Annotated in this window: 15 protein-coding genes; 7 read left to right on the forward strand and 8 right to left on the reverse strand. The window is 64.1% G+C overall.

Features of this window, described 5'->3' with window-relative positions:
* Nucleotides 1-14 precede the first annotated feature (14 nt).
* The gene (locus JAB6_RS17365; RefSeq protein WP_070303828.1) at nt 15-1,508 is read left to right on the forward strand and encodes a leucyl aminopeptidase; all 1,494 of its coding nucleotides are present in this window, start codon (nt 15-17) and stop codon (nt 1,506-1,508) included.
* 102 nt (nt 1,509-1,610) lie between these two features.
* Here JAB6_RS17365 and JAB6_RS17370 read toward each other — a convergent pair whose 3' ends face one another.
* Genes JAB6_RS17370 through JAB6_RS17385 form a run of 4 tightly spaced genes read right to left on the reverse strand, consistent with a single transcriptional unit; the run spans nt 1,611 to nt 3,221 of the window.
* The gene (locus JAB6_RS17370) at nt 1,611-2,135 is read right to left on the reverse strand and encodes a hypothetical protein (protein ID WP_070303833.1); all 525 of its coding nucleotides are present in this window, start codon (nt 2,133-2,135) and stop codon (nt 1,611-1,613) included.
* Nucleotides 2,136-2,146: 11 nt separating this feature from the next.
* A complete protein-coding gene (locus tag JAB6_RS17375; protein ID WP_070303835.1) occupies nt 2,147-2,617 on the reverse strand; it encodes a CreA family protein in 471 nt (156 codons plus the stop codon).
* A gap of 33 nt (nt 2,618-2,650) precedes the next feature.
* Nucleotides 2,651-2,839 carry a DUF1653 domain-containing protein gene (locus JAB6_RS17380; protein ID WP_034751545.1) on the reverse strand — a complete coding sequence of 63 codons (189 nt, stop codon included), beginning with the start codon at nt 2,837-2,839 and terminating at the stop codon, nt 2,651-2,653.
* 10 nt (nt 2,840-2,849) lie between these two features.
* Nucleotides 2,850-3,221: a hypothetical protein gene (locus JAB6_RS17385; RefSeq protein WP_034751548.1), complete on the reverse strand. Its 372-nt coding sequence runs from the start codon at nt 3,219-3,221 to the stop codon at nt 2,850-2,852.
* A gap of 570 nt (nt 3,222-3,791) precedes the next feature.
* On the opposite strand from JAB6_RS17385, the gene xth reads away from it, so the two are divergent.
* Nucleotides 3,792-4,556 (forward strand): exodeoxyribonuclease III, encoded by a 765-nt coding sequence (gene xth, locus JAB6_RS17390; protein ID WP_034751561.1) that lies wholly within the window; start codon nt 3,792-3,794, stop codon nt 4,554-4,556.
* A gap of 81 nt (nt 4,557-4,637) precedes the next feature.
* On the opposite strand, the gene JAB6_RS17395 is transcribed toward xth, so the two are convergent.
* Nucleotides 4,638-8,297 (reverse strand): bifunctional diguanylate cyclase/phosphodiesterase, encoded by a 3,660-nt coding sequence (locus JAB6_RS17395; protein ID WP_070303991.1) that lies wholly within the window; start codon nt 8,295-8,297, stop codon nt 4,638-4,640.
* Between the two features lie 211 nt (nt 8,298-8,508).
* Between JAB6_RS17395 and prpR the strand changes: the two genes are divergently transcribed.
* The 5 genes from prpR (at nt 8,509) to JAB6_RS17420 (ending at nt 13,838) form a co-directional block, all read left to right on the forward strand.
* Nucleotides 8,509-10,134, forward strand: a complete 1,626-nt coding sequence (prpR, locus tag JAB6_RS17400) for a propionate catabolism operon regulatory protein PrpR (protein ID WP_070303837.1) — start codon at nt 8,509-8,511, stop codon at nt 10,132-10,134.
* Nucleotides 10,135-10,158: 24 nt separating this feature from the next.
* Nucleotides 10,159-11,097 (forward strand): phytanoyl-CoA dioxygenase family protein, encoded by a 939-nt coding sequence (locus JAB6_RS17405; RefSeq protein WP_070303839.1) that lies wholly within the window; start codon nt 10,159-10,161, stop codon nt 11,095-11,097.
* Between the two features lie 90 nt (nt 11,098-11,187).
* Nucleotides 11,188-12,060 carry an alpha/beta fold hydrolase gene (locus tag JAB6_RS17410; protein ID WP_070303840.1) on the forward strand — a complete coding sequence of 291 codons (873 nt, stop codon included), beginning with the start codon at nt 11,188-11,190 and terminating at the stop codon, nt 12,058-12,060.
* A gap of 3 nt (nt 12,061-12,063) precedes the next feature.
* Nucleotides 12,064-13,122: a sensor histidine kinase gene (locus tag JAB6_RS17415; protein ID WP_254671673.1), complete on the forward strand. Its 1,059-nt coding sequence runs from the start codon at nt 12,064-12,066 to the stop codon at nt 13,120-13,122.
* Nucleotides 13,119-13,838, forward strand: coding sequence for a LytTR family DNA-binding domain-containing protein (locus JAB6_RS17420; protein WP_070303842.1), 720 nt, complete (start codon nt 13,119-13,121; stop codon nt 13,836-13,838). Before JAB6_RS17415 ends, JAB6_RS17420 begins: the two co-directional genes overlap by 4 nt.
* Nucleotides 13,839-13,843: 5 nt before the next feature.
* Here JAB6_RS17420 and JAB6_RS17425 read toward each other — a convergent pair whose 3' ends face one another.
* From JAB6_RS17425 to clpS, 3 genes are all read right to left on the reverse strand, one after another.
* Nucleotides 13,844-17,254 carry a S41 family peptidase gene (locus JAB6_RS17425; RefSeq protein WP_083292774.1) on the reverse strand — a complete coding sequence of 1,137 codons (3,411 nt, stop codon included), beginning with the start codon at nt 17,252-17,254 and terminating at the stop codon, nt 13,844-13,846.
* 103 nt (nt 17,255-17,357) lie between these two features.
* The gene (clpA, locus tag JAB6_RS17430; protein ID WP_034751575.1) at nt 17,358-19,658 is read right to left on the reverse strand and encodes an ATP-dependent Clp protease ATP-binding subunit ClpA; all 2,301 of its coding nucleotides are present in this window, start codon (nt 19,656-19,658) and stop codon (nt 17,358-17,360) included.
* Nucleotides 19,655-19,957 (reverse strand): ATP-dependent Clp protease adapter ClpS, encoded by a 303-nt coding sequence (clpS, locus tag JAB6_RS17435; protein WP_034751577.1) that lies wholly within the window; start codon nt 19,955-19,957, stop codon nt 19,655-19,657. Before clpS ends, clpA begins: the two co-directional genes overlap by 4 nt.
* Nucleotides 19,958-20,044 lie beyond the last annotated feature (87 nt).

Consider the following 20,044-nt stretch of genomic DNA (forward strand, 5'->3'; position numbering starts at 1 on the left):
AAACGGAGAACCAAATGGACTTTAGCATAAAAGCATTCGATACCAAGAGCACCCTCGGCACGGCCAAAAGCGGATGCATCGCGGTTGCGGTATTCGAAAACAAAAAACTGTCGCCAGCGGCAAAATCGCTGGACAGCAAGGGTGCGATTTCGGCTGCGCTGAAGTCCGGCGACATCAGCGGCAAGCCTGGCAGCACCTTGCTGCTGCGCGCAGTCTATGGCGTCGCCGCCGAACGTGTTCTGCTGGTAGGCATGGGCAGCGATGATACTGTCAGCGAAAAAAGCTTCACAACCGGCGTACAAGCCGCACTGAAGGCATTCGGCTCGCTGGGCGCTGCGGACGCCATTATCGCATTACCGCTGGCTGAAGTGAAAGAGCGCGACGTAAATTGGGCAATCCGTTGCGTGGTGCAAGCCGCCCACGACAGCGAATACCGTTGCGACTCGCAAAAAAGCAAAAAAGATCCGGCGCCGGCAGGCGTGCGCAAGATCGTCCTGGCCGCTCCCGCAACGGCAGCGACGCGCGGCGCGCTGGCGCAAGCCATCGCCATCGCCAACGGTTCCGACCTGACGCGCAACTTGGGCGACCTGCCGGCGAACATCGCCAACCCGACCTACCTGGCCAACACGGCCAAGCAGCTGGCCAAGGATTACAAGTTCGAAGTCGAAGTGCTGGACCGCAAACAGCTCGAAGCGCTGAAGATGGGCAGCTTCCTGTCCGTCACCAACGGCAGCGAACAGCCGCCGAAATTCATCGTCCTGAAGCACATGGGCGGCAAGGCCAAGGATGCGCCAGTGGTCCTCGTCGGCAAGGGCATCACCTTCGACACGGGCGGCATTTCGATCAAGGCCGGTCCTGGCATGGATGAAATGAAGTACGACATGTGCGGCGCCGCTTCGGTGCTGGGCACCTTCCGCGCCATCGGCGAAATGAACCTGAAGCTGAACGTCATCGGCGTCATCGCCGCGTGCGAAAACATGCCGTCGGGCCGCGCCACCAAGCCGGGCGACATCGTCACCTCCATGAACGGCCTGACCATCGAAGTGCTGAACACGGATGCCGAAGGCCGTCTGGTGCTGTGCGACGCGCTGACCTACGCCGAACGCTTCAAGCCGGCAGCCGTCGTCGATATCGCCACCCTGACGGGCGCTTGCGTCGTGGCCCTGGGCCACCACAACAGCGGCCTGTTTACGCGCAGCGATGCGGCGCATGACCAGCTGGCCAATGAATTGCTGGCAGCGGGCAAGCAGTCGAGCGACACGGCATGGCGCATGCCGATCGAAGAGGCGTACAACGAGCAGCTGAAGTCGAACTTCGCCGACCTGGCCAACATCGGCACGCCAGGCGGCGGTTCGGTGACGGCAGCGGCCTTCCTGGAAAACTTCACCAAGAAGTACACCTGGGCGCATCTGGACATCGCCGGCACGGCATGGAAATCGGGCGGCGCAAAAGGCGCGACCGGCCGTCCAGTACCCCTGCTGACGACGTTCCTGATCAACCGGGTCTAAGTTGACGCCTTGCCGGCAGCGCCCAGCTGCTGGCAATACGAGGCAAAAAAGCCGCCACGGTCTGAACTGACCCTGGCGGCTTTTTCATGTGTGGCGTATTAATCAGTAGACGACGGGATTGGGCAACGGCGATGGCGCCACCTTGGGCTGCACCACCGTTTCCGGCACGGCGGGCGGCGGTTTCACGGCAACGGGCGGAGGCGGCGGCGCCAGGCGCGCCGGGTCTTGCATGACGATGGTCAAAATAGATGGGTAGTCGAAGCCGGCGCCCGTGTTGCGGTCGACGAAATAGCCGACGCCCAGGGTCAGGATGACATTGCCCCAGACGCTGCCATTGAGCTTGGGATCGATATGGTCGTCCGTCGCGATGGCGGGAGAGCCATGCTTGCGGCAATCGACCTTCAACGGTTCCTGGCTCTTGCGGATGGTGATGCGTCCGGGCGTGGTGACGAACCACTTGCCCACGTCGTTGCTGAGGATGCAGCCGGCGCCCGTCAGCTCGCGGTTGTCCTGGATGGTTTGCACCAGCACCATCTGCTCGGTGTTGCCCGTCAACGTGGCGCAGCCGCCCAGGCCAAACAGCAGCAGCGTCCTGGCGGCAAGGGCTGCAGACGATGGCATGCGCATGGGTAGCTCGCTTAACGGACGGGAATCGGCTGCTCGCCGGGCACGGCGACGGCGGTGACGCTGTTCTTCGGACTGCCCTCGATCAGGCGGTCGGAATACACGAGGTAGACGAGCGCATTGCGCTTGCTGTCGACCATGCGCACGACGCGCACGTGCTTGAAGAAGATCGAGGCACGCTCGGTAAACACTTCTTCCTGGCGCGGCAGCTTGCCCTTGAATTGCAGCGGCCCCACCTGGCGGCAAGCCACGGACGCATCGGCCTTGTCTTCGGCCAGGCCGACGGCACCCTTCAGCCCCCCGGTCTTGGCGCGCGACAGATAGCAGCTGACGCCGGCAACGCGCGGATCGTCATACGCTTCGACGACGATCTTGTGGTCAGGGCCGATCAGCTTGAACACCGTGTCGACCGAACCGATGGTTTCGGCATGTGCCGCGGCGCAGGCAAAGCCCAGCACCAAAGCGGCAGGCAGCAATTTACGCATGAAGAAAATCCCGGGCACGCACGCGGGCGGCCATCAGTTGATGGGAGCGAAACGCTGAACCATGACGCCTTCGACTTCGATCAGTTGAAAGAACACGTCTTTCGGCCGGGTCCAGATGGAACCATCCTCGGCGCGATAGACGATCATCGGCGTCAGATCCGCTTCCAGCGTGGCTTCGCACACCAGTTCGTAAATGCCGCCCTTGTAGTGCCGATAACGCATCGCCGTCCCCTCAAGCCGTTGAATCTTCGCTCTTGTCGTCGGCCAGCGCCTTCTGCTTCTGCTTCAGGCCCTGGATCACTTTCAGTATGCCTTCCATACCGGCCGCGCCATCGGCGCCGCTGAAGGCATCGAGCACCTCATTGAGCACCTTGTTGCGCACGGTCGCTTCATCGGAGGACATTTCCAGCGCGCGCTGGGCTTTCGCCGCCTTTTCGGCCGCGCTCACGCGCGGCTTGGCAGCCGTCTTGCCATGCGTCAGAGCGGCCTGCCAGATAACCCAGCGGCGCTGGGTCTCGAAAATCAGGTACTCATCCGGTTTGTCTTCTCTTCGCCGCACAATGTGGCCGTCACGCTGCGCCCACGCTTCAAATGCAGTTCGCATTTTCTTCCTTTGCAAATGCTACGCGCAAGTCTCACTATTAAAACTGCAACATTTCAAAATAGTACCATCTATTGATGTCGCAAAACAGTCTCATAGATACAGTACTGCAATTTATATAACAAGTCTGGCGGCGCCAGGGATGGAATTGACACTCCGTCCCCGGCACAGTGGTCATGTAATCGGAATAGCAATTACAACTAATTACAACTGCTTCCTGTTCGGTTCTTAACTGGGCTGTAACAAAGCCGTATGACACAGTTGTTACATTGTGCCATTTTAGTAGTTTTTATTGCGTTTTAGCGAGAAACTTTACACCTTTGTCGCGCTAAACAGCGAGACGCAGCCTGCCACGCCAGCCACTTATGCCAAATCAAACATAGGGGTTGATCAATGATACACAAAAACATAATATTCATGCGCCACGATTGGTTAAATACAAATACTTTATTGGCACCCCTTTTTTCCTGCTGGTAAATAAAGCCCATGCCCGGTAAGCCGGGCAGGACGCCATCGACACGCATGCGGTAAGATTCGCGCCTATCGCCACCTATTCAAGCAAGGATTTTTCCCATGAAACTCGCCACCTGGAACGTCAACTCGCTCAAAGTGCGCCTGCCGCAAGTGCTGCAATGGCTGACCGACAACCCGGTCGACATACTGTGCCTGCAAGAAACCAAGCTCACGGATGACAAGTTCCCCGTCGCCGAGATCGAGGCGGCTGGCTACCAGGTGGTCTTCAGCGGCCAGAAGACTTACAACGGCGTGGCCATCCTGTCGAAGCTGCCGATCACCGACGTGGTCAAGAACAATCCCCGCTATGAAGATGCGCAGCAGCGCATCCTGGCCGCCACCATCGGCGGGGTGCGCGTCGTTTGCGCCTACGTGCCGAACGGCCAGAGCGTCGACTCGGACAAATACGAATACAAGCTGGGCTGGCTGTCCGCCCTGCACGACTGGCTGGCCGAAGAAGCGCTGCAGCACCCGCAGCTGGCCGTCGTCGGCGACTACAATATCGCGCCCGACGACCGCGACGTGCACGACCCTGTCGCCTGGGCTGGCCAGGTACTGGTCTCGGACAAGGAACGCGCCGCCCTGCAGCGTCTGTTCGACATCGGCCTGACGGACGCCTTCCGCCTGTTCGAACAGGCGGACAAATCGTTCAGCTGGTGGGATTACCGCCAGCTGGGCTTCCGCCTGAACAAGGGCCTGCGCATCGACCATATTTTGCTCTCGCCCGCCCTGGCTGGCCGCTGCAAGGCTTGCGTGATCGACCGCGTGCCCCGCAAATGGGAACAGCCGTCCGACCATGCGCCAGTCGTTGCCACTATCGACTGACCGATACGGGCATCATCGACAGGGGACCACTTGCAACTGGCAACAGCCGTCCGACCATACACCCGTCATCGCGACGATCGACTAAGCAGGAAGACGTCCCAGCAGCGATTGCGCATTGGCAGCTGGAACCGGCGCGGAAAACAGATAGCCCTGCGCATAGCGGCAGCCGTTCGCCTGCAGCAGCGCGAACTGTTCTTCCGTTTCCACCCCTTCGGCCACGGCCGACAATTGCAGGCTGTCGGCCAGCGCGATGATGGCCGCCACGATGGCGCGGTCTTCCGCGCTGTGCTCGAGGTCCTTGATGAAGGCGCGGTCGATCTTGACCTTCTTCACGGGGAAGCGCTTCAGGTAAGCGAGGCTGGAATAGCCGGTGCCGAAATCGTCGATCGACAGGCGCAGGCCCATGCCATTGATCTGCCGCAGAATCTCCAGCGTATGCTCGCCGTGCTGCATCAGCGCCGTCTCGGTGATCTCGAATTCCAGCAGCGCCGGATCGATGCCCGTTTCCCGCACCACGGCGCCAATCGCCGCCACCAGGCCCTTGTGCATGAACTGGCGCGGCGACAGGTTCACCGCCAGCGGCACGGGCTGCAAGCCCATGCGCTGCCAGGCCATGCTTTGCTCGCATGCCTGGCGCATCACCCACTCGCCCACGGGCACGATCAAGCCGTTTTCCTCCATGATGGGAATGAAGCGGTCCGGCAGCACCAGGCCGTGGCCGGGACGACGCCAGCGCAGCAGCACTTCCATGCCGTGCAGGCGGCGCGTGGCGATATCGATGATCGGCTGGTAAACCAGCTCGAATTGCCGCAGCGCCAGCGCCGTGCGCAAGCTGCTTTCCAGATCAAAATGCAGGGCCGCCGCCTGGTTCATCGTCTGCGTGAAGAACTGGTAGTTGTTGCGGCCATTGCCCTTGGCGTGATACATGGCCGCATCGGCATGGCGCATCAGGGCGTCGACATCGCTGCCATCGTCCGGATACACGCAGATGCCGATCGACGGCGTCACGTGCAGCACATGGCCGTCGAGCGGAAAGGCGGGCGTGAGCGCTTCGATGATCTTTTCAGCCACGCGCGCCGCTTCGTCGCCGCTGCGGATGCCCGGCACCAGCACGACGAATTCGTCGCCGCCCAGGCGCGCCACCGTGTCGCTGGCGCGCACGGCGCCGCACAGCCGGGCGGCCACTTCCTTGAGCAGCAAGTCGCCCGTCATGTGACCGAGCGAATCGTTGATCGTCTTGAAGCGATCGAGGTCGATGAACATCACGGCCAGCTTGCGCCCCGAGCGCTGCGAGGCCAGCATGGACCGTTCCAGCCGGTCCGACAGCAGCGCGCGGTTCGGCAAGCCCGTCAGGTTGTCATGGTAGGCCATGTGGTGCACGCGCGCCTCGGCCTGGCGCCGCTCGGCGATCTCGCCTTGCAGCAGCAGATTGGCGCCGGCCAGTTCGGCCGTGCGTTCCTGCACGCGTAATTCCAGTTCGTCGCGCGCGCGGCGCACCGCCTCGGCCGCCTCGCGGCGCGCCGTCACGTCGTCGACCAGCCACACGGAACGGCCATGCGCATGCGCCAGGTCGAACGGCCGGCCGGACAGGCGCGCCCAGAAGCGGCTGCCATCCTTGCGCACCAGCTGGTATTCCGACATGTGGACCCTGCCCGCCTCGAAATCGCGCGCCGTCTCGCCGCGCGCCACCTTCCACGCGGCCACGTCCGGATACAGGGCCTGCACCGACAGGCCGTTGATCTCGCCCGGGCCATAGCCGAACAGCTCTTCCATCTTGCTGTTGGCGCGCAAATTGTAGCCGCCCTCTATCACCGAGATGCCCAGCACGGCGCTGTCGAGGATGGCCTGGTTTTCCAGCAGCGCGTTGCGCAGGGATTCTTCGGCGCGCTTGGCTTCCGTGCGGTCCTCGATGATCCAGATGGTGCCGGCGGCCGGGTCGTCCGGATTGACGACATAGGCGATCAGCTGCGCCCACAGAGTGCTGCCGTCGCGGCGCATCATCTCCACTTCCGTCTGGAACGGCTTGCCGATAGACAGGAAGGGAAACGCGGCCGCGCCCAGCAAATCGTACGATTGCTGCGACACGTACAGCGCGCGCCCGGGCAAGCCCAGCGCCTCGTCGCCGCTGTAGCCGAACATCGCGGCAAAGCCCAGGTTATAGCGCGTGATCTGGCGGTTCTTCGTGTACAGGATGCTGACCGAGGCATTCGTCATGATGGCCGCCACTTCCATCTGCGCCTGGCGGCTGGCCGTGATGTCTTCGAGGATCCAGATGGCGCCCTGCTCGCTGTGCGTCTGGTCGACGGCCTTGGCGCGGATGCGGCACCAGAACAGGCTGCCGTCGCGGCGGCGGAACAGCGATTCGTCCTGCTCGTAAGGCAAGCCCTGTCCCAGCAGCGGCGTGGCTTGCACGCCGAATGCCTCGTAGGCGGCGGGCGAGGGAAACAGCTCGGCGGCGGGCAGGCCGATCATCTCATCCTGCGTGTAGCCGAACATTTCGGCGAAGCGGGGATTGCAGCGCAGGATCAGGCGCGAACGCGAAAACAGGATGCCGACGGAGGCATTGTCGAGGATGGCCTGCTGCTCGAGCATCAGCTGGCGCGTCGCCTCCTCGGCCGCCTTCTGCGCGCTGCGGTCATCGAACAGCCAGATCGTGTCGCGCAGCGCGCGGTCGGACTGGTTTTCCGGATTCAGCACATAGCCGTAGGCCAGCGCCCAGAACGTGGAACCGTCGCGGCGGCGCATTTCCATCTCGCCCTGGAACGGCAGGCCGCGCCGCAGCAGGGGCGCGGCCTGCCGCACGACGCTCTCGTACGCCGCGCGCGACGGATACAGGTCGGCGACGGCCAGGCCTACGCCGCTGTCGCCATCGAAGCCGAAGCATTCGGCGAAGCGCCGGTTGTAGCGCAGCACGCCCTTGTCACGCTGGAAGCCGATGGCCAGCGGCGCGTTGTCCATCACGGCCTGCATTTCCAGCATGGCGCGGCGCAGCTGGTCTTCATCGCGCCGGTGGTCGCTGATATCTTCGATGATCCAGACCGTGCCGTCATGCGTATTGAGGGGATCGACGGCGCGCCCGTGCAAACGGCTCCAGAACAAGCTGCCGTCCTGGCGCCGCAATTCCAGCTCCGTGCGGTATGGCTTGCCCTTCGAGAGCAGCGGCGCCGCTTCCAGTCCCAGGGCGCGGCAATGCTCGGCGGAGCGGTACAGCACCGCGCCCGGCATGCCCGTCAGCTGGTGGCGCGCATAGCCGAGCATCTCGGCGGCGCGGATATTGCACTCCTCGATGAAGCCGCCCTTGGAAAAGATGATGCCGACGGCCGCGCTTTCCAGGATGGCCTGCTGCTCGAGCATGGACTTGCGCAAGGCTTGCTGGTCGCGCTGCTGCACGCGGATGTCGGCAAACACGAGGGTCGCACCCGGCAAGCCGTCGTCCACCAGCAGCGGCCTCGACCAGACCTGCACGGCGATGGCGCCCGACACCCCTTGCAGGCTGCTGTCCCACTGCCGCTCGCGCCCGGCCGCACCGAGCGCGCCGCGCAGCATGCTCGTGCTCGATGCACGGTAGGCGTCCGTAAAACAGTCGGCCAGCAGCCGGCCCGCTATATCCGTGCCCAGCAAGGATTGCAACGCGCCATTCGCCGCCACCACCATGCCGCAGGCATCGCAGGCGCAGGCCGGCAAGGCGATCAACTGCAAGGCATCGGCGATGAAATCGGGACTGGTCGGTACGCGGTTCATGGACACCATGGGACGGTTAAGGACGAGATAAACATGTGCCTGGGCAAAAATTCTCACAAGCATCATGGTGCTGTCAGATCATAAACCAGTTTCCCGGGGTTTTTTCATATTCCTCATTGGCAATATCTGAAACGCCACAGACCACTTGCAACACGATTGTTGCAACCGCGTTGCATGGCAAGAAAATGAAACAAATCGTTTAGAATAAAGCATGCGCCGCCCTCCCCAACCTCCGCTCGATCACCGCGACAAACCCGTCATCTGGACCGTCTCCGTCTCGCGGCTGTTCGACCTGTTCCGCGACATCACGCTCGAGTACGATGACCTGGCGACGATCGAACCGATCAACCTAGGCTTCGACGACGCCGTGCGCCATATCCGCGAACGCATGGCCACGGAGCGCTGCGACGCCGTCATCGCCGCCGGCTCGAACGGCGCCTACCTGAAAGGCCGGCTGTCGGTACCCGTCATCATCGCCAAGGCCAGCGGCTACGACGTGATGCAGGCGCTGGCGCGCGCGCGGCGCATCTCGCCGCACATCGGCGTCGTCACCTACCAGGACCCGATGCCGGAACTGGCCGAATTTGCCGCCACCTTCGGCTTCCAGATCGCGCAGCGCACCTACGCCACCGAGGAAGACGCGCGCGCGCAGATCAATGAACTGAAGGCGGCCGGCGTGAAAGCCGTCGTCGGCGCGGGCCTCGTCACCGACCTGGCCGAAGAGGCCGGGCTGGCCGCCGTCTTCGTGTATTCGGCCACGGCCATCCGGCGCGCCTTCGACGATGCGCTGGAGCTGGCGCGCCTGACGCAGATCGAATCGACGCGGGGCCGCCGCGCGGTGGTGGCCGACACCCTGCGCGCACGGCACGGCCTGCACGATCTGCGCGGCGAATCAGAAGCGATGGAAGCGCTGCGCCAGTCGGTGGTGCTGTATGCGCGCTCGCCGGCGACGGTGCTGATCCAGGGCGAGACGGGCAGCGGCAAGGAACTGGTGGCGCAGGCCATTCACCGCGAAAGTCCGCGCAGCCTGGGCGCGAACCGGCCCTTCATCGCCATCAATTGCGGCGCCATCGCCGAGTCCCTGCTCGAGTCGGAGCTGTTCGGCCACGAGGACGGGGCCTTCACGGGCGCGCGCCGTGGCGGCCATGCGGGCCTGTTCGAAGCGGCCAACCACGGCACCCTGTTCCTCGACGAAATCGGCGAAATGCCGCTGGCCCTGCAAACGCGCCTGCTGCGCGTGCTGGAAGAGCGCGAAGTGGTGCGCGTGGGCGGCACGCGACCCATCGCCATCAATGTGCGCATCATCAGCGCCACACACTGCGACCTGGAGCAGCGCATCCGCGAAGGCCGCTTCCGCGCCGACCTGTTCTACCGCCTGGCCGTGCTGCGCCTGCATTTGCCCGCCTTGCGCGAACGCGCCAGCGATATTCCCGGCCTGGCCGAATGGTCGCTGAAAAACGCGCTGGCCGCGCTGGGCGCCCGTCCGCACCCCAACCTGCACGCGGAAATCCAGGCTTGCGCGCCGCTGCTGCGCCGCTACGGCTGGCCCGGCAACGTGCGCGAACTGCGCAACCTGGCCGAGCGCCTGGCCCTGTTCCTGGCCGCCGAACCGCTGCAGGCGCTGACGCCCGCCTTCGTGCTGGGCGTGGCTCCGGAACTGGCCAACGCTGCCGGCACGCCGGCGGTGCCGCCGGCGCCTGCCGCCACCGTGCCGCCTCGCCTGGAAGTCGAAAGCGCCAGCGCCGTGCTGGCGCGCTTCGGCGGGCGCCGCGACGCCACCGCCCACTACCTCGGCATCAGCCGCACCACGCTGTGGCGCCGCCTGCGCGCCGGCTGATTTTTTAACCATTCCCTACTCACCATGGACGACTGGCCCCACTTGCACGAGTTATGGCAACGCTGCACGGGACATGGTGGCGCGAGCGGCAACCAGGGGCTGGCGCGCGACCACCGCGACATCAAGGCGCTGTACGCGCGCGGCATTTCGATGGAAGACGCCATGCAGTTCCTGTTCCAGCAACGCCCTACCATGGAAGCCTTTCAGGCGTGGCTGGCTGGCCGCACGCGCGTGCGTCCTGCGCACGCCGCCAGCCCTCACCAGGACGTGCTGTCCGCCGCCGAGCTGCGCCATTTCGAGGAGCACGGCTATCTCGTGCTGCGCGGCGCCGTGCCGCGCGCGCAGTGCGCAGCTGCCCGGGCGGCCATCTGGGAATACCTGGTCGCCAGCCCCGATGATCCGGCATCGTGGTACCAGCCGCACCCGGGCAAGCGGGGCCTGATGCTGCAGTTTTCCGACCATCGGGCCCTCGAGGAAAACCGCCACAGCACGCACATCCGCCACGCCTGCCAGCAGCTATATGACACCAGCGCCGGTACCAGCACCGGCATCTACGCCAGCATCGACAAGGTCAGTTTCAATCCGCCGGAAACGCCGCAGCACCGTTTCCTGGGCAGCGCCCTGCACTGGGACGTCAGCCTGCAACAGCCGGTACCCTTCAAGCTGCAAGGCATGCTGTACCTGAGCGACTGTCCCGCGCAGCATGGCGCCTTTCACTGCGTGCCCGGCTTCCAGCACCACATGGCCGACTGGCTGCGGCAAGTGCCGCCGGGCCGCCAGCCGCGCGAATGGGCCGTCGACAACTTGCGGCCCGTGCCCGTCGACGGCATGGCCGGCGATTTCATCATCTGGCACCAGGCCCTGCCCCATTGCGCCACGCCCAACCGCGGCCCGGCGCCGCGCATGGTGCAATACCTGACCTACCTCCCCGACCATTGCCAGGACCAGGATGTGTGGATATGAACCACTCATCCCGCCCTGCCGCCGCTCATCCCGCGGCGCTGGCGGCCGCACGCCGGCGCCGCTAGCATGGTCGTCAAGGAGGAGTACCCAATGAAACGAACACTGCACACTTGTATCCTGCTCGCCAGCGTGCTGCTGGCGGGGGCCGGCCAGGCCGCCGCGCCCACAGCCTTCACGGCCGAGGTCACGGGCCAGGGCCGCCCGCTGATCCTGATTCCCGGCCTGGCGTCATCGGGCGAAGTCTGGCAAGGCACGGTGGCCCGCCTGTGCGGTCCGCAAGCCAAGCGCCAATGCTATGTGCTGACCCTGGCCGGCTTTGCCGGCGTGGCGCCCATCGAAGGCGACCTGCTGGCGCAGGCGGAACACCAGCTGGCCGACTACATCGTGGCGAAAAAACTGGGCCAGCCGGCCATCATCGGGCATAGCCTGGGCGGCTTCCTGGCCCTGAAAATGGCCATCGACCATCCGGCGCAAACGGGCAAGCTGGTGATCGTCGACTCGCTGCCGGCGCTGGGCGCGACGCAGCTGCCCTCCATCACGCCGCCGCAGCTGCAAGCCATGGCGACGCAGATGCAATCGGCCATGCGCGCGCAGGATGGCGCCACCTACGCCGCCAGCCAGCGCCGCGCCGTGACCAGCATGGCCAGCGCGCCGGCCGACGTGGAGCGCATCATCGGCTGGGGCCAGCGCTCGGACCGCGAGACGGTGATCAAGGCCATGGGCACCCTGATGGCCAGCGACCTGCGCCAGGACGTGGCGAAAATAAAATCGCCGACCCTGGTGCTGGGCACCTGGATCGCCTACAAGGACTACGCGCCGCGCGCCGCCATCGAAGCGACCTTCCAGCGGCAGTATGCACAGCTGCCCGGCGTGCAGATCGCGCTGGCCGACACGGCGCGCCACTTCATCATGTACGACCAGCCGGACTGGATGGTTGCGCGCATCGAACAGTTCCTGGACTAGGCGGTGAACGCACCCTTGCACGGGCCGCCGCTGCTGGCCAGGATCAACTGGTACTGGACCTTCCAGCTGGCCGGCTGGGGTGCACTCGCCCTGTTCAACAGCGTGTATGGCGGCTCCTCGCAGCTGCGTATCGTCGTGGCGATTGCCTGCTGGGGTTCGCTGGGCGGGCTGCTGCTGTCGCACCTGTGGCATGGCGTCCTGCTCCGGCGCGGCTGGGTGGCGAGCGGCATGCGCTGGACACGCGTGCTGCCATCATTATTGCTGTTGGCCGCCATCCAGACGGCCAGCGTGACGGCCGCCTTCCACGTCATGTATCCGCCCGATGTCCTGCGCGGCCTGGCCTGGCTGCCCGGTGCGCTGCTGTTCTGGTTCGGGGTATTTTTGACCTGGACGGTGTTTTACTTTACCGCGCTGTCGCTGCGGCGCGCCGCCCACCTGGAAGCGGAAACCCTGCGCCTGCAGCTGCATGGGCGGGAAGCGGAACTGCGCGCCCTTCAGGCGCAAGTCAATCCGCATTTCTTCTTCAACAGCCTCAATAGCGTGCGCGCGCTGATCTTCGAAGACCGCGACGCGGCCGCGCACATGATCGACCAGCTGGCGGGCCTGATGCGCCACGCGCTGCAGTCGGGCCAGCACGCCACCGTGCCGCTGGCGGCCGAACTGGACGCCGTGCGCGCTTACCTGGCCATCGAGCAGATACGCTTCGAGGAACGCCTGCGCGTCAGCTTCGCGATCGAGATCAGCGCGCCCACTCTGGAACATGTGCGCGTGCCGCCCATGGCCGTTCAAACGCTGGTGGAAAACGCCGTCAAATATGGCGTCGAAGCGAGCGCCGATGGCGGCGACATCCGCATTGCCGCGCAGCGCAGCGCTGGCACGGGTACGTTGCAGATCGAGGTGGCCAACACGGGCCAACTGCGCGGCGCGTCCGGCTCCACCGGCATCGGCTTGCGCAATGCGCGCCAGCGCTTGCAGCTGGCCTGCGGCGAGCGCGCCAGCCTGGCCTTGCGCCAAGAGGCGGGCTGGATCTACGCCACCATCGACCTGCCGGAGCCGCCATGAATGGAGCGCCGCTCAAGGTCATGCTGGTCGATGACGAGCGCCTGGCGCGCGCCGAGCTGCGCCGGCTGCTGGCGCCGCATGTGCAGCACGGCGCCGTGGAGATCGTCGGCGAGGCGGCCAGCGCGGCCGATGCCGTCGCGCAGATCGGCAAGCTGCGCCCCGACCTGCTGCTGCTCGACGTGCAGATGCCGGGCGGCTCCGGTTTCGACCTGCTGGCCGCGCTCGATGAGGCGCCCGACGTCATCTTTTGCACGGCCTTCGACCAGTACGCGCTGCAGGCGTTCGAGGTGAGCGCCCTCGACTACCTGCAAAAACCCGTGCAGGCGGCGCGCCTGGCCACGGCGCTGGCGCGCGCCGGCGCGCGGGTGCAAGCCGTGCCGCCGCCTGCGCCGCGCAAGGTATTCATCAAGGATGGGGAACGCTGCTGGTTCGTCGCGTTTGGCGATATCCGCCTGCTGGAATCGGAAGGCAACTACACGCGCGTGCATTTCGGCGCGCAGCGGCCGCTGATGCTGCGCACCCTGAACCAGCTGGAAGAAAAGCTCGATCCCGCCCTGTTCCTGCGCGCCAACCGGCGCCAGATCGTCAACCTGGCGCAGGTGGCGCAGCTGGCGCCGAACGCCGCCGATGGCCTAGCCCTGCACCTGCAGGACGGCAGCGTGGTCGAGGTGTCGCGCCGCCGCGCGCAGCAGTTCAAGGCCGCCTGCGGCCTGTAGCCGCCTTACTTCAGCGCGGGGATAGGCTGCGCCTGGAAGGCGGGGCGCGGCTGCTCCTTGAGCTTTTTCGCCAGCATGTCGAGCGCCACTTCCAGCTGGCGGTCGGCGCCATTGAAGGTGGCGTGCGGCGGGTTTTCCACCTCCACGTCCGGCACCACGCCCACGCCTTCGATCAGCCACTGGCCATCGATGCCGAACTGGCCGTTTTCCGCCACGCGCGCCATGCCGTTGTCGGCCAGGCGCGTATTGTCGCTGAGCCAGACGCCGGCGCCGGCCGTGCGCTTGCCCACCAGCGGCGCCAGTTTCAATGCCTTGATGCCGGCCGCGAAGGTCTCGCCATCGGAATACGTGAGTTCATCGACCAGCACCACCAAATGGCCGCGGAAGGTGTTCTGCATGTTCGACGATGGCTGCACGCCAGGCGGCGCCCAGTAAGCCCAGGCCTTGCGCAGCAGTTTTTCAATGATCCAGCTGTCGATATTGCCGCCGTTATTGCGCCGCACGTCGATGATCAAGCCTTCGCGGTTGATATTCGCGTAAAAATCGCGCGCGAACGAGGCGATGTCATTGGCGCCCATGGCGCGCAGGTGCAGGTAGCCGATGCGTCCCTGCGAGGCGGCAGCCACCTGCTCGGCGCGGCTCAATTCCCAGTCGCCATAGCGCAGCGCCGTCTGTTTCGCCATGTTGACGGGCGTGACGATGACGGCGCGCGGCGCGCCTTTGCTCCGTTTGACTTGCAGCAGCACCTGCTTGTCGGCCTGATTCAACAGCAAATCGCTGATGTCGCGCGCGGCCAGCACGTCCTTGCCGTTGACGGCCGTGATCACGTCGCCCACCTTCACATCCACTTCGGGGCGCGACAGCGGTGCGCGCGCCGACGGCAATTCCGCTTCGCTGCGGTAGACATGCTCGACCCGGTAGCCCTCGCTGGTGCGCGCCAGCACGGCGCCCAGGCCCGCCGGCGTGCCTTCCTGCTCCGTGCGGCGCAATTCGCCGGGACGGATCTGCGAATGCAGGGCGCCCACTTCGGCCACCATCATGCCCAGCACGTCATTGAGCTCGGCGCGGTCCGTGACCCGCTCGACCAGCGGCGCATATTTGTCGCGCGCAGCCTTCCAGTTCACGCCCCGCATCTTCGCGTCGTACAGGAAGTCGCGGTGCAGGCGCCAGGCATCGTTGAACATCTGCTTCCATTCCAGGCGCGGATTCGACACAAACGTCCAGTCGTCGACCTTGACCTTGGATTTCGACAGGTCGGCCGGCAGCTTGGCGCCCGCCTCGATCACCAGCATCTCGCCCGGGCCGGTGGCTGCCGCCGTCCTGTAGTACAAATGCTTTTTATCTTGCGCCAGGTCGAATTCGCGCACATTGGCCACAAGCAGTTCCGGCTTGGAGCCGGTATTGCCAATCGCTAAGGTCTTCAGGCTGGACTTGTTCTCGCCGCTGTCGCGCTCGAGGAAATACAGGCGTTTGTCGTCGGCGGCCAGCGCGCTGTAGTTGCCCGCCGCCAGCGGCACTTCATACAAACGCTCGGCCAGGCCCTGGCTGACGATGGCCGGCAAGGCGACCGGCGCTTTCTTCACGGCCGACTTGCCGCCGGCCTTTTCCAATGCCTTTTCCGCCGCCTGTTCGGCCGCCTTTTCATCGTCCGTCTCGGCCGGCTTGACGCCAGGACGGCTCAGCTCATCGTCGGGCTGGAACGGGAAACGGTTGCCCGGCTGCAGCGCCAGCGCATACACGCCGACGCGCTTGTCGAACACGGGACCCATGTTGCGGTCGCCCCATGGCGAGCCGTTGGCCAGCTGGAAATTGCGCGCCGACAGGAAGTACAACCACTTGCCGTCGGGCGAAAACACGGGCGAACCGGACGTGTAGCGGTCGCTGGTGACGAACTGCAGCTGTTTCGATGCGAGGTTATACAGGCCGATCTGCTCGCGCTGCTCGTTGCTGGCCACGCGCACGATGGCCAGGTTGCGGCTGTCGGGCGACCATTGCACTTCGTCGTGCTTGTCCACGCCCGCCTTGCCCGCATCGTCGATCAGCTGATTGCCCCTGGTCGTCAGGTCCAGCAGCCAGAAACGGCCCTTCTTGTCCGTGTGGGCCAGCCAGCGCCCGTCCGGCGACGGGTACAGTTTCCAGCGGTGGTTATCGCCCTGCGTCGTCAGCTGCTCGCCCTTGCCCGAGCCATCGGCGGCGTATTTCCAGATTTCATTCTCTCCGCTCGTGTCGACGATGGCGAACACGGATTTTTCGTCGCTGGAAAAGACGGCGTCGCGCGCCCTTGCCCCATCGGGAATGGCGATGTCGACACGGCGCAGGCTGCCCGTGCCGGCGATGCTGACCTTGCCGCGCGCCGTCAGGATGATGCGCTCATCCTTGCCCGAGAGCTGCACATTGGAGAGGGTGTCGAGCGGCGAACGGATCTGGCGCGCGCGCTGCTGGTCGAAGTCGGACACGAGGCTGATCGGCAATGGCGGCGAGTCCGTGCCTGCAGCCAGGTCCAGCACGTGCAAATCAGCGCCCAATTGATACACGATCTTGCCATCGCCCAGCTGCGCATTGCGCACATCCCACTGCGTGTGGGTCGTCAAGGCGCGGCGGTCGGAGCCGTCGGGCAGCATGCTCCACAGATTGTCGCTGCCGCCCTCGTCGCTGATGTAATAGACGCGGCCCTGCCACCACATGGGGCGCTTGTTGTTGCCCGCCGACACGGCAGGCTCCGTATGCATGCGCACGGCCTCGCCCTTGCCATCGAGCTCATAGCGCCACAGGGTGGCATGCGCGCCGCCCCGGTAGTTGCGCACATTGTCGTTGGTCATGGCCAGGCCGAAGCGTGTGAAGTACAGCGTCTTGCCAGAGTCGTCGAGCACGGCGTCGTTGGCGTCGGCCACGGGAAATACGCGCCGCGTCTGTTTCACGGGATCGATGGCGGCGACGATGCGGCGCGAAGCGGGACCATCCGTATTTTGCGTGCTGACCAGCACCTCGCCCTGCGCCGTCCAGCCCAGCACCAGCACGCCGCCATTGTCATACGAAATGCGGCGCGGCAAGCCGCCTGCCAACGGCATCACATACGCTTCCTGCGCCCCTTCGTAGGCGGCGGAAAACGCCAGCCACTGGCCGTCGTGCGAAATCGCCGCGTTCGTTTCATAGCCGGGATGCGTGGTCAGGCGCTGCGCCGCGCCACCGCGCAGATTGCTTTTCCACAAATCGCCTTCGGCCGTGAAGACGACGGTGTCGCCGCGCACGGCGGGAAAACGGAAATAGCTGGCAGCAGGAGCGGCCGCAGCCGCGTCAGCCAGCAGGCCGGCGGACAACAGGAGCAAGGCAAGATTGCGGGAAATTTTCATGTGGGCATCCAGATAGCGGTCAGGCGGCACGGACATCATGTCGATACCGGACAGCAATTCTGGCATAACTACGACCAAAGAAAACCTTCTTTATTGCCCACAAAGACGTAAAAAAACCCGCGCCACTTGCGTGGGCGGGTTTCTGGATCGCACTTGGCGAAGGAGCCGATTACTCTACTTCCACCGTTTCCGGCGCAGCCGTCGGTGCCGCGTCCGGCGGTTCCGGGAATTCCAGCAAGACCTGGTCCTTGTCGTCGAGGTCGACGGTGACACGTCCACCGGTGACCAGGCGGCCGAACAGCAGCTCGTCGGCCAGGGCCTTGCGGATCATGTCCTGGATCAAGCGCGCCATCGGCCGCGCGCCCATCAGCGGATCGAAGCCTTTCTTGCCGAGGAAAGCACGCAGCTTCTCGGTAAACACGGCTTCGACCTTTTTCTCGTGCAACTGCTCTTCCAGCTGCATGAGGAACTTGTCGACCACGCGCAGGATGATTTCCTGGTCCAGCGCACGGAAACTGATGGTCGCGTCGATACGGTTGCGGAACTCCGGCGTAAACATGCGCTTGATGTCGGCCATCTCGTCGCCAGCCTGCTTCGAATTCGTGAAGCCGATCGACGTCTTTTGCAAGCTTTCCGCGCCCGCATTGGTCGTCATGATGATGATCACGTTGCGGAAATCGGCTTTGCGGCCATTGTTGTCCGTCAAGGTACCGTGATCCATGACTTGCAGCAGGATATTGAAAATGTCCGGATGGGCTTTTTCAATTTCATCGAGCAGCAAGACCGCATGCGGCTTCTTGGTGATCGCTTCCGTCAGCAAGCCGCCCTGGTCGAAACCGACATAGCCCGGTGGCGCGCCGATCAAACGGCTGACGGCGTGGCGTTCCATGTATTCCGACATGTCGAAACGGATCAGCTCGATACCGAGGATAAACGCCAATTGCTTGGCCACCTCGGTCTTGCCGACGCCGGTCGGACCGGAGAACAGGAAGGAGCCGATCGGCTTGTCCGTCTTGCCCAGACCGGCACGGGCCATCTTGATGGCCGAAGCCAGCGCGTCGATGGCGGGATCTTGCCCGAACACGACATTGCGCAAGTCGCGGTCGATCGTCTGCAGCTTGCTGCGGTCGTCCTGGTTGACCGTTTGCGGCGGAATGCGCGCGATCTTGGCGATGATGTCCTCGATCTCGGCCTTGCCGATGGTTTTCTTTTGCTTCGACTTCGGCAAGATGCGCTGCGCCGCGCCCGCTTCATCGATGACGTCGATCGCCTTGTCGGGCAGATGGCGGTCGTTGATGAAGCGCGCCGCCAGTTCAGCCGCCGTCGACAGGGCCGAGGCCGAGTATTTCACGCCATGGTGCTCTTCGAAGCGCGATTTGAGGCCGCGCAAGATTTGCACGGTTTGCTCGACGGTCGGCTCGTTGACGTCCACTTTCTGGAAGCGGCGGGAGAGCGCATGGTCTTTCTCGAACACGCCGCGGAATTCCGTGTACGTGGTCGCGCCGATGCACTTCAGCTGGCCGTTGGCCAGTGCCGGTTTCAGCAGGTTGGACGCATCGAGAGTGCCGCCCGACGCCGAGCCCGCACCGATGATGGTGTGGATCTCGTCGATGAACAGGATGCCGTTCGGATTGTCCTTCAACTGTTTCAGCACGGCTTTCAGGCGCTGTTCGAAGTCGCCGCGGTATTTGGTACCGGCCAGCAAGGCGCCCATGTCCAGCGAATACACGACGGCATTCTGCAGGATTTCCGGCACGTCGCTTTGCGTGATGCGGTAAGCGAGCCCTTCGGCGATGGCCGTCTTGCCCACGCCCGCCTCGCCGACGAGCAGCGGATTGTTCTTGCGGCGGCGGCACAGGATCTGGATCACGCGGTCGACTTCTTCCTCGCGGCCGATCAGCGGATCGATCTTGCCTTCGGCAGCGGCCTTGTTCAGGTTTTGCGTGAACTGGTCGAGCGGGCTTTCCTTCGGCTGGCCATCGACGGGCGCTTCTTCCACGCCTTCGGAGGCTTTCGCGCTTTCCGTCGACTGGTCCTTGCGCACGCCGTGCGAGATGAAATTGACCACGTCCAGGCGCGTCACGCCCTGCTGGTGCAGGTAGTAAACAGCATGCGAATCCTTTTCGCCGAAGATGGCCACGAGCACATTGGCGCCCGTGACTTCCTTCTTGCCGTTCGAGGCGGACTGGACGTGCATGATGGCGCGCTGGATCACGCGCTGGAAACCAAGCGTCGGCTGGGTGTCGACTTCGCCCGTGCCAGGCACGGTCGGCGTGTTATCGCCGATGAAATTGGTGAGGGTCTTGCGCAGGTCTTCAATATTGACCGCGCAGGCACGCAACACCTCGGCAGCGGAGGGATTGTCCAGCAGTGCCAGCAGTAAATGCTCAACCGTGATGAATTCGTGCCGTGCCTGCCGAGCTTCGACAAACGCCATGTGCAAACTTACTTCTAATTCCTGCGCAATCATACTTCCTCCATCACGCACTGCAGGGGATGCCCCGCCTTGCGCGCATGCGTTAAAACGAACTCCACTTTGGTACACGCTATATCTTTAGAGAACACGCCGCACACTCCTTTGCCGTAGCGATGAACACTGAGCATGATTTGCGTCGCCGTTTCACGGTCCTTGTTGAAATACTCCTGAATGATGGCCACCACGAATTCCATCGGGGTGTAGTCGTCATTGAGCAAGGCCACCTGGTAGAGCGGTGGCGGCTTCAGCACTTGCCGCTCCAGCAGGGTTTCTGTGTCGTGCTTGGTTGCCATACGCTTATTCTAATGCTTTCACAGTGGTTGTCATGCGCAATATCTACGCCTTTCCAATTGTTTTCAATCTTACGCGTTTTCTTAATA

The sequence above is a fragment of the Janthinobacterium sp. HH104 genome (assembly GCF_001758715.1).
GTDB lineage: Bacteria > Pseudomonadota > Gammaproteobacteria > Burkholderiales > Burkholderiaceae_D > Janthinobacterium > Janthinobacterium aestuarii.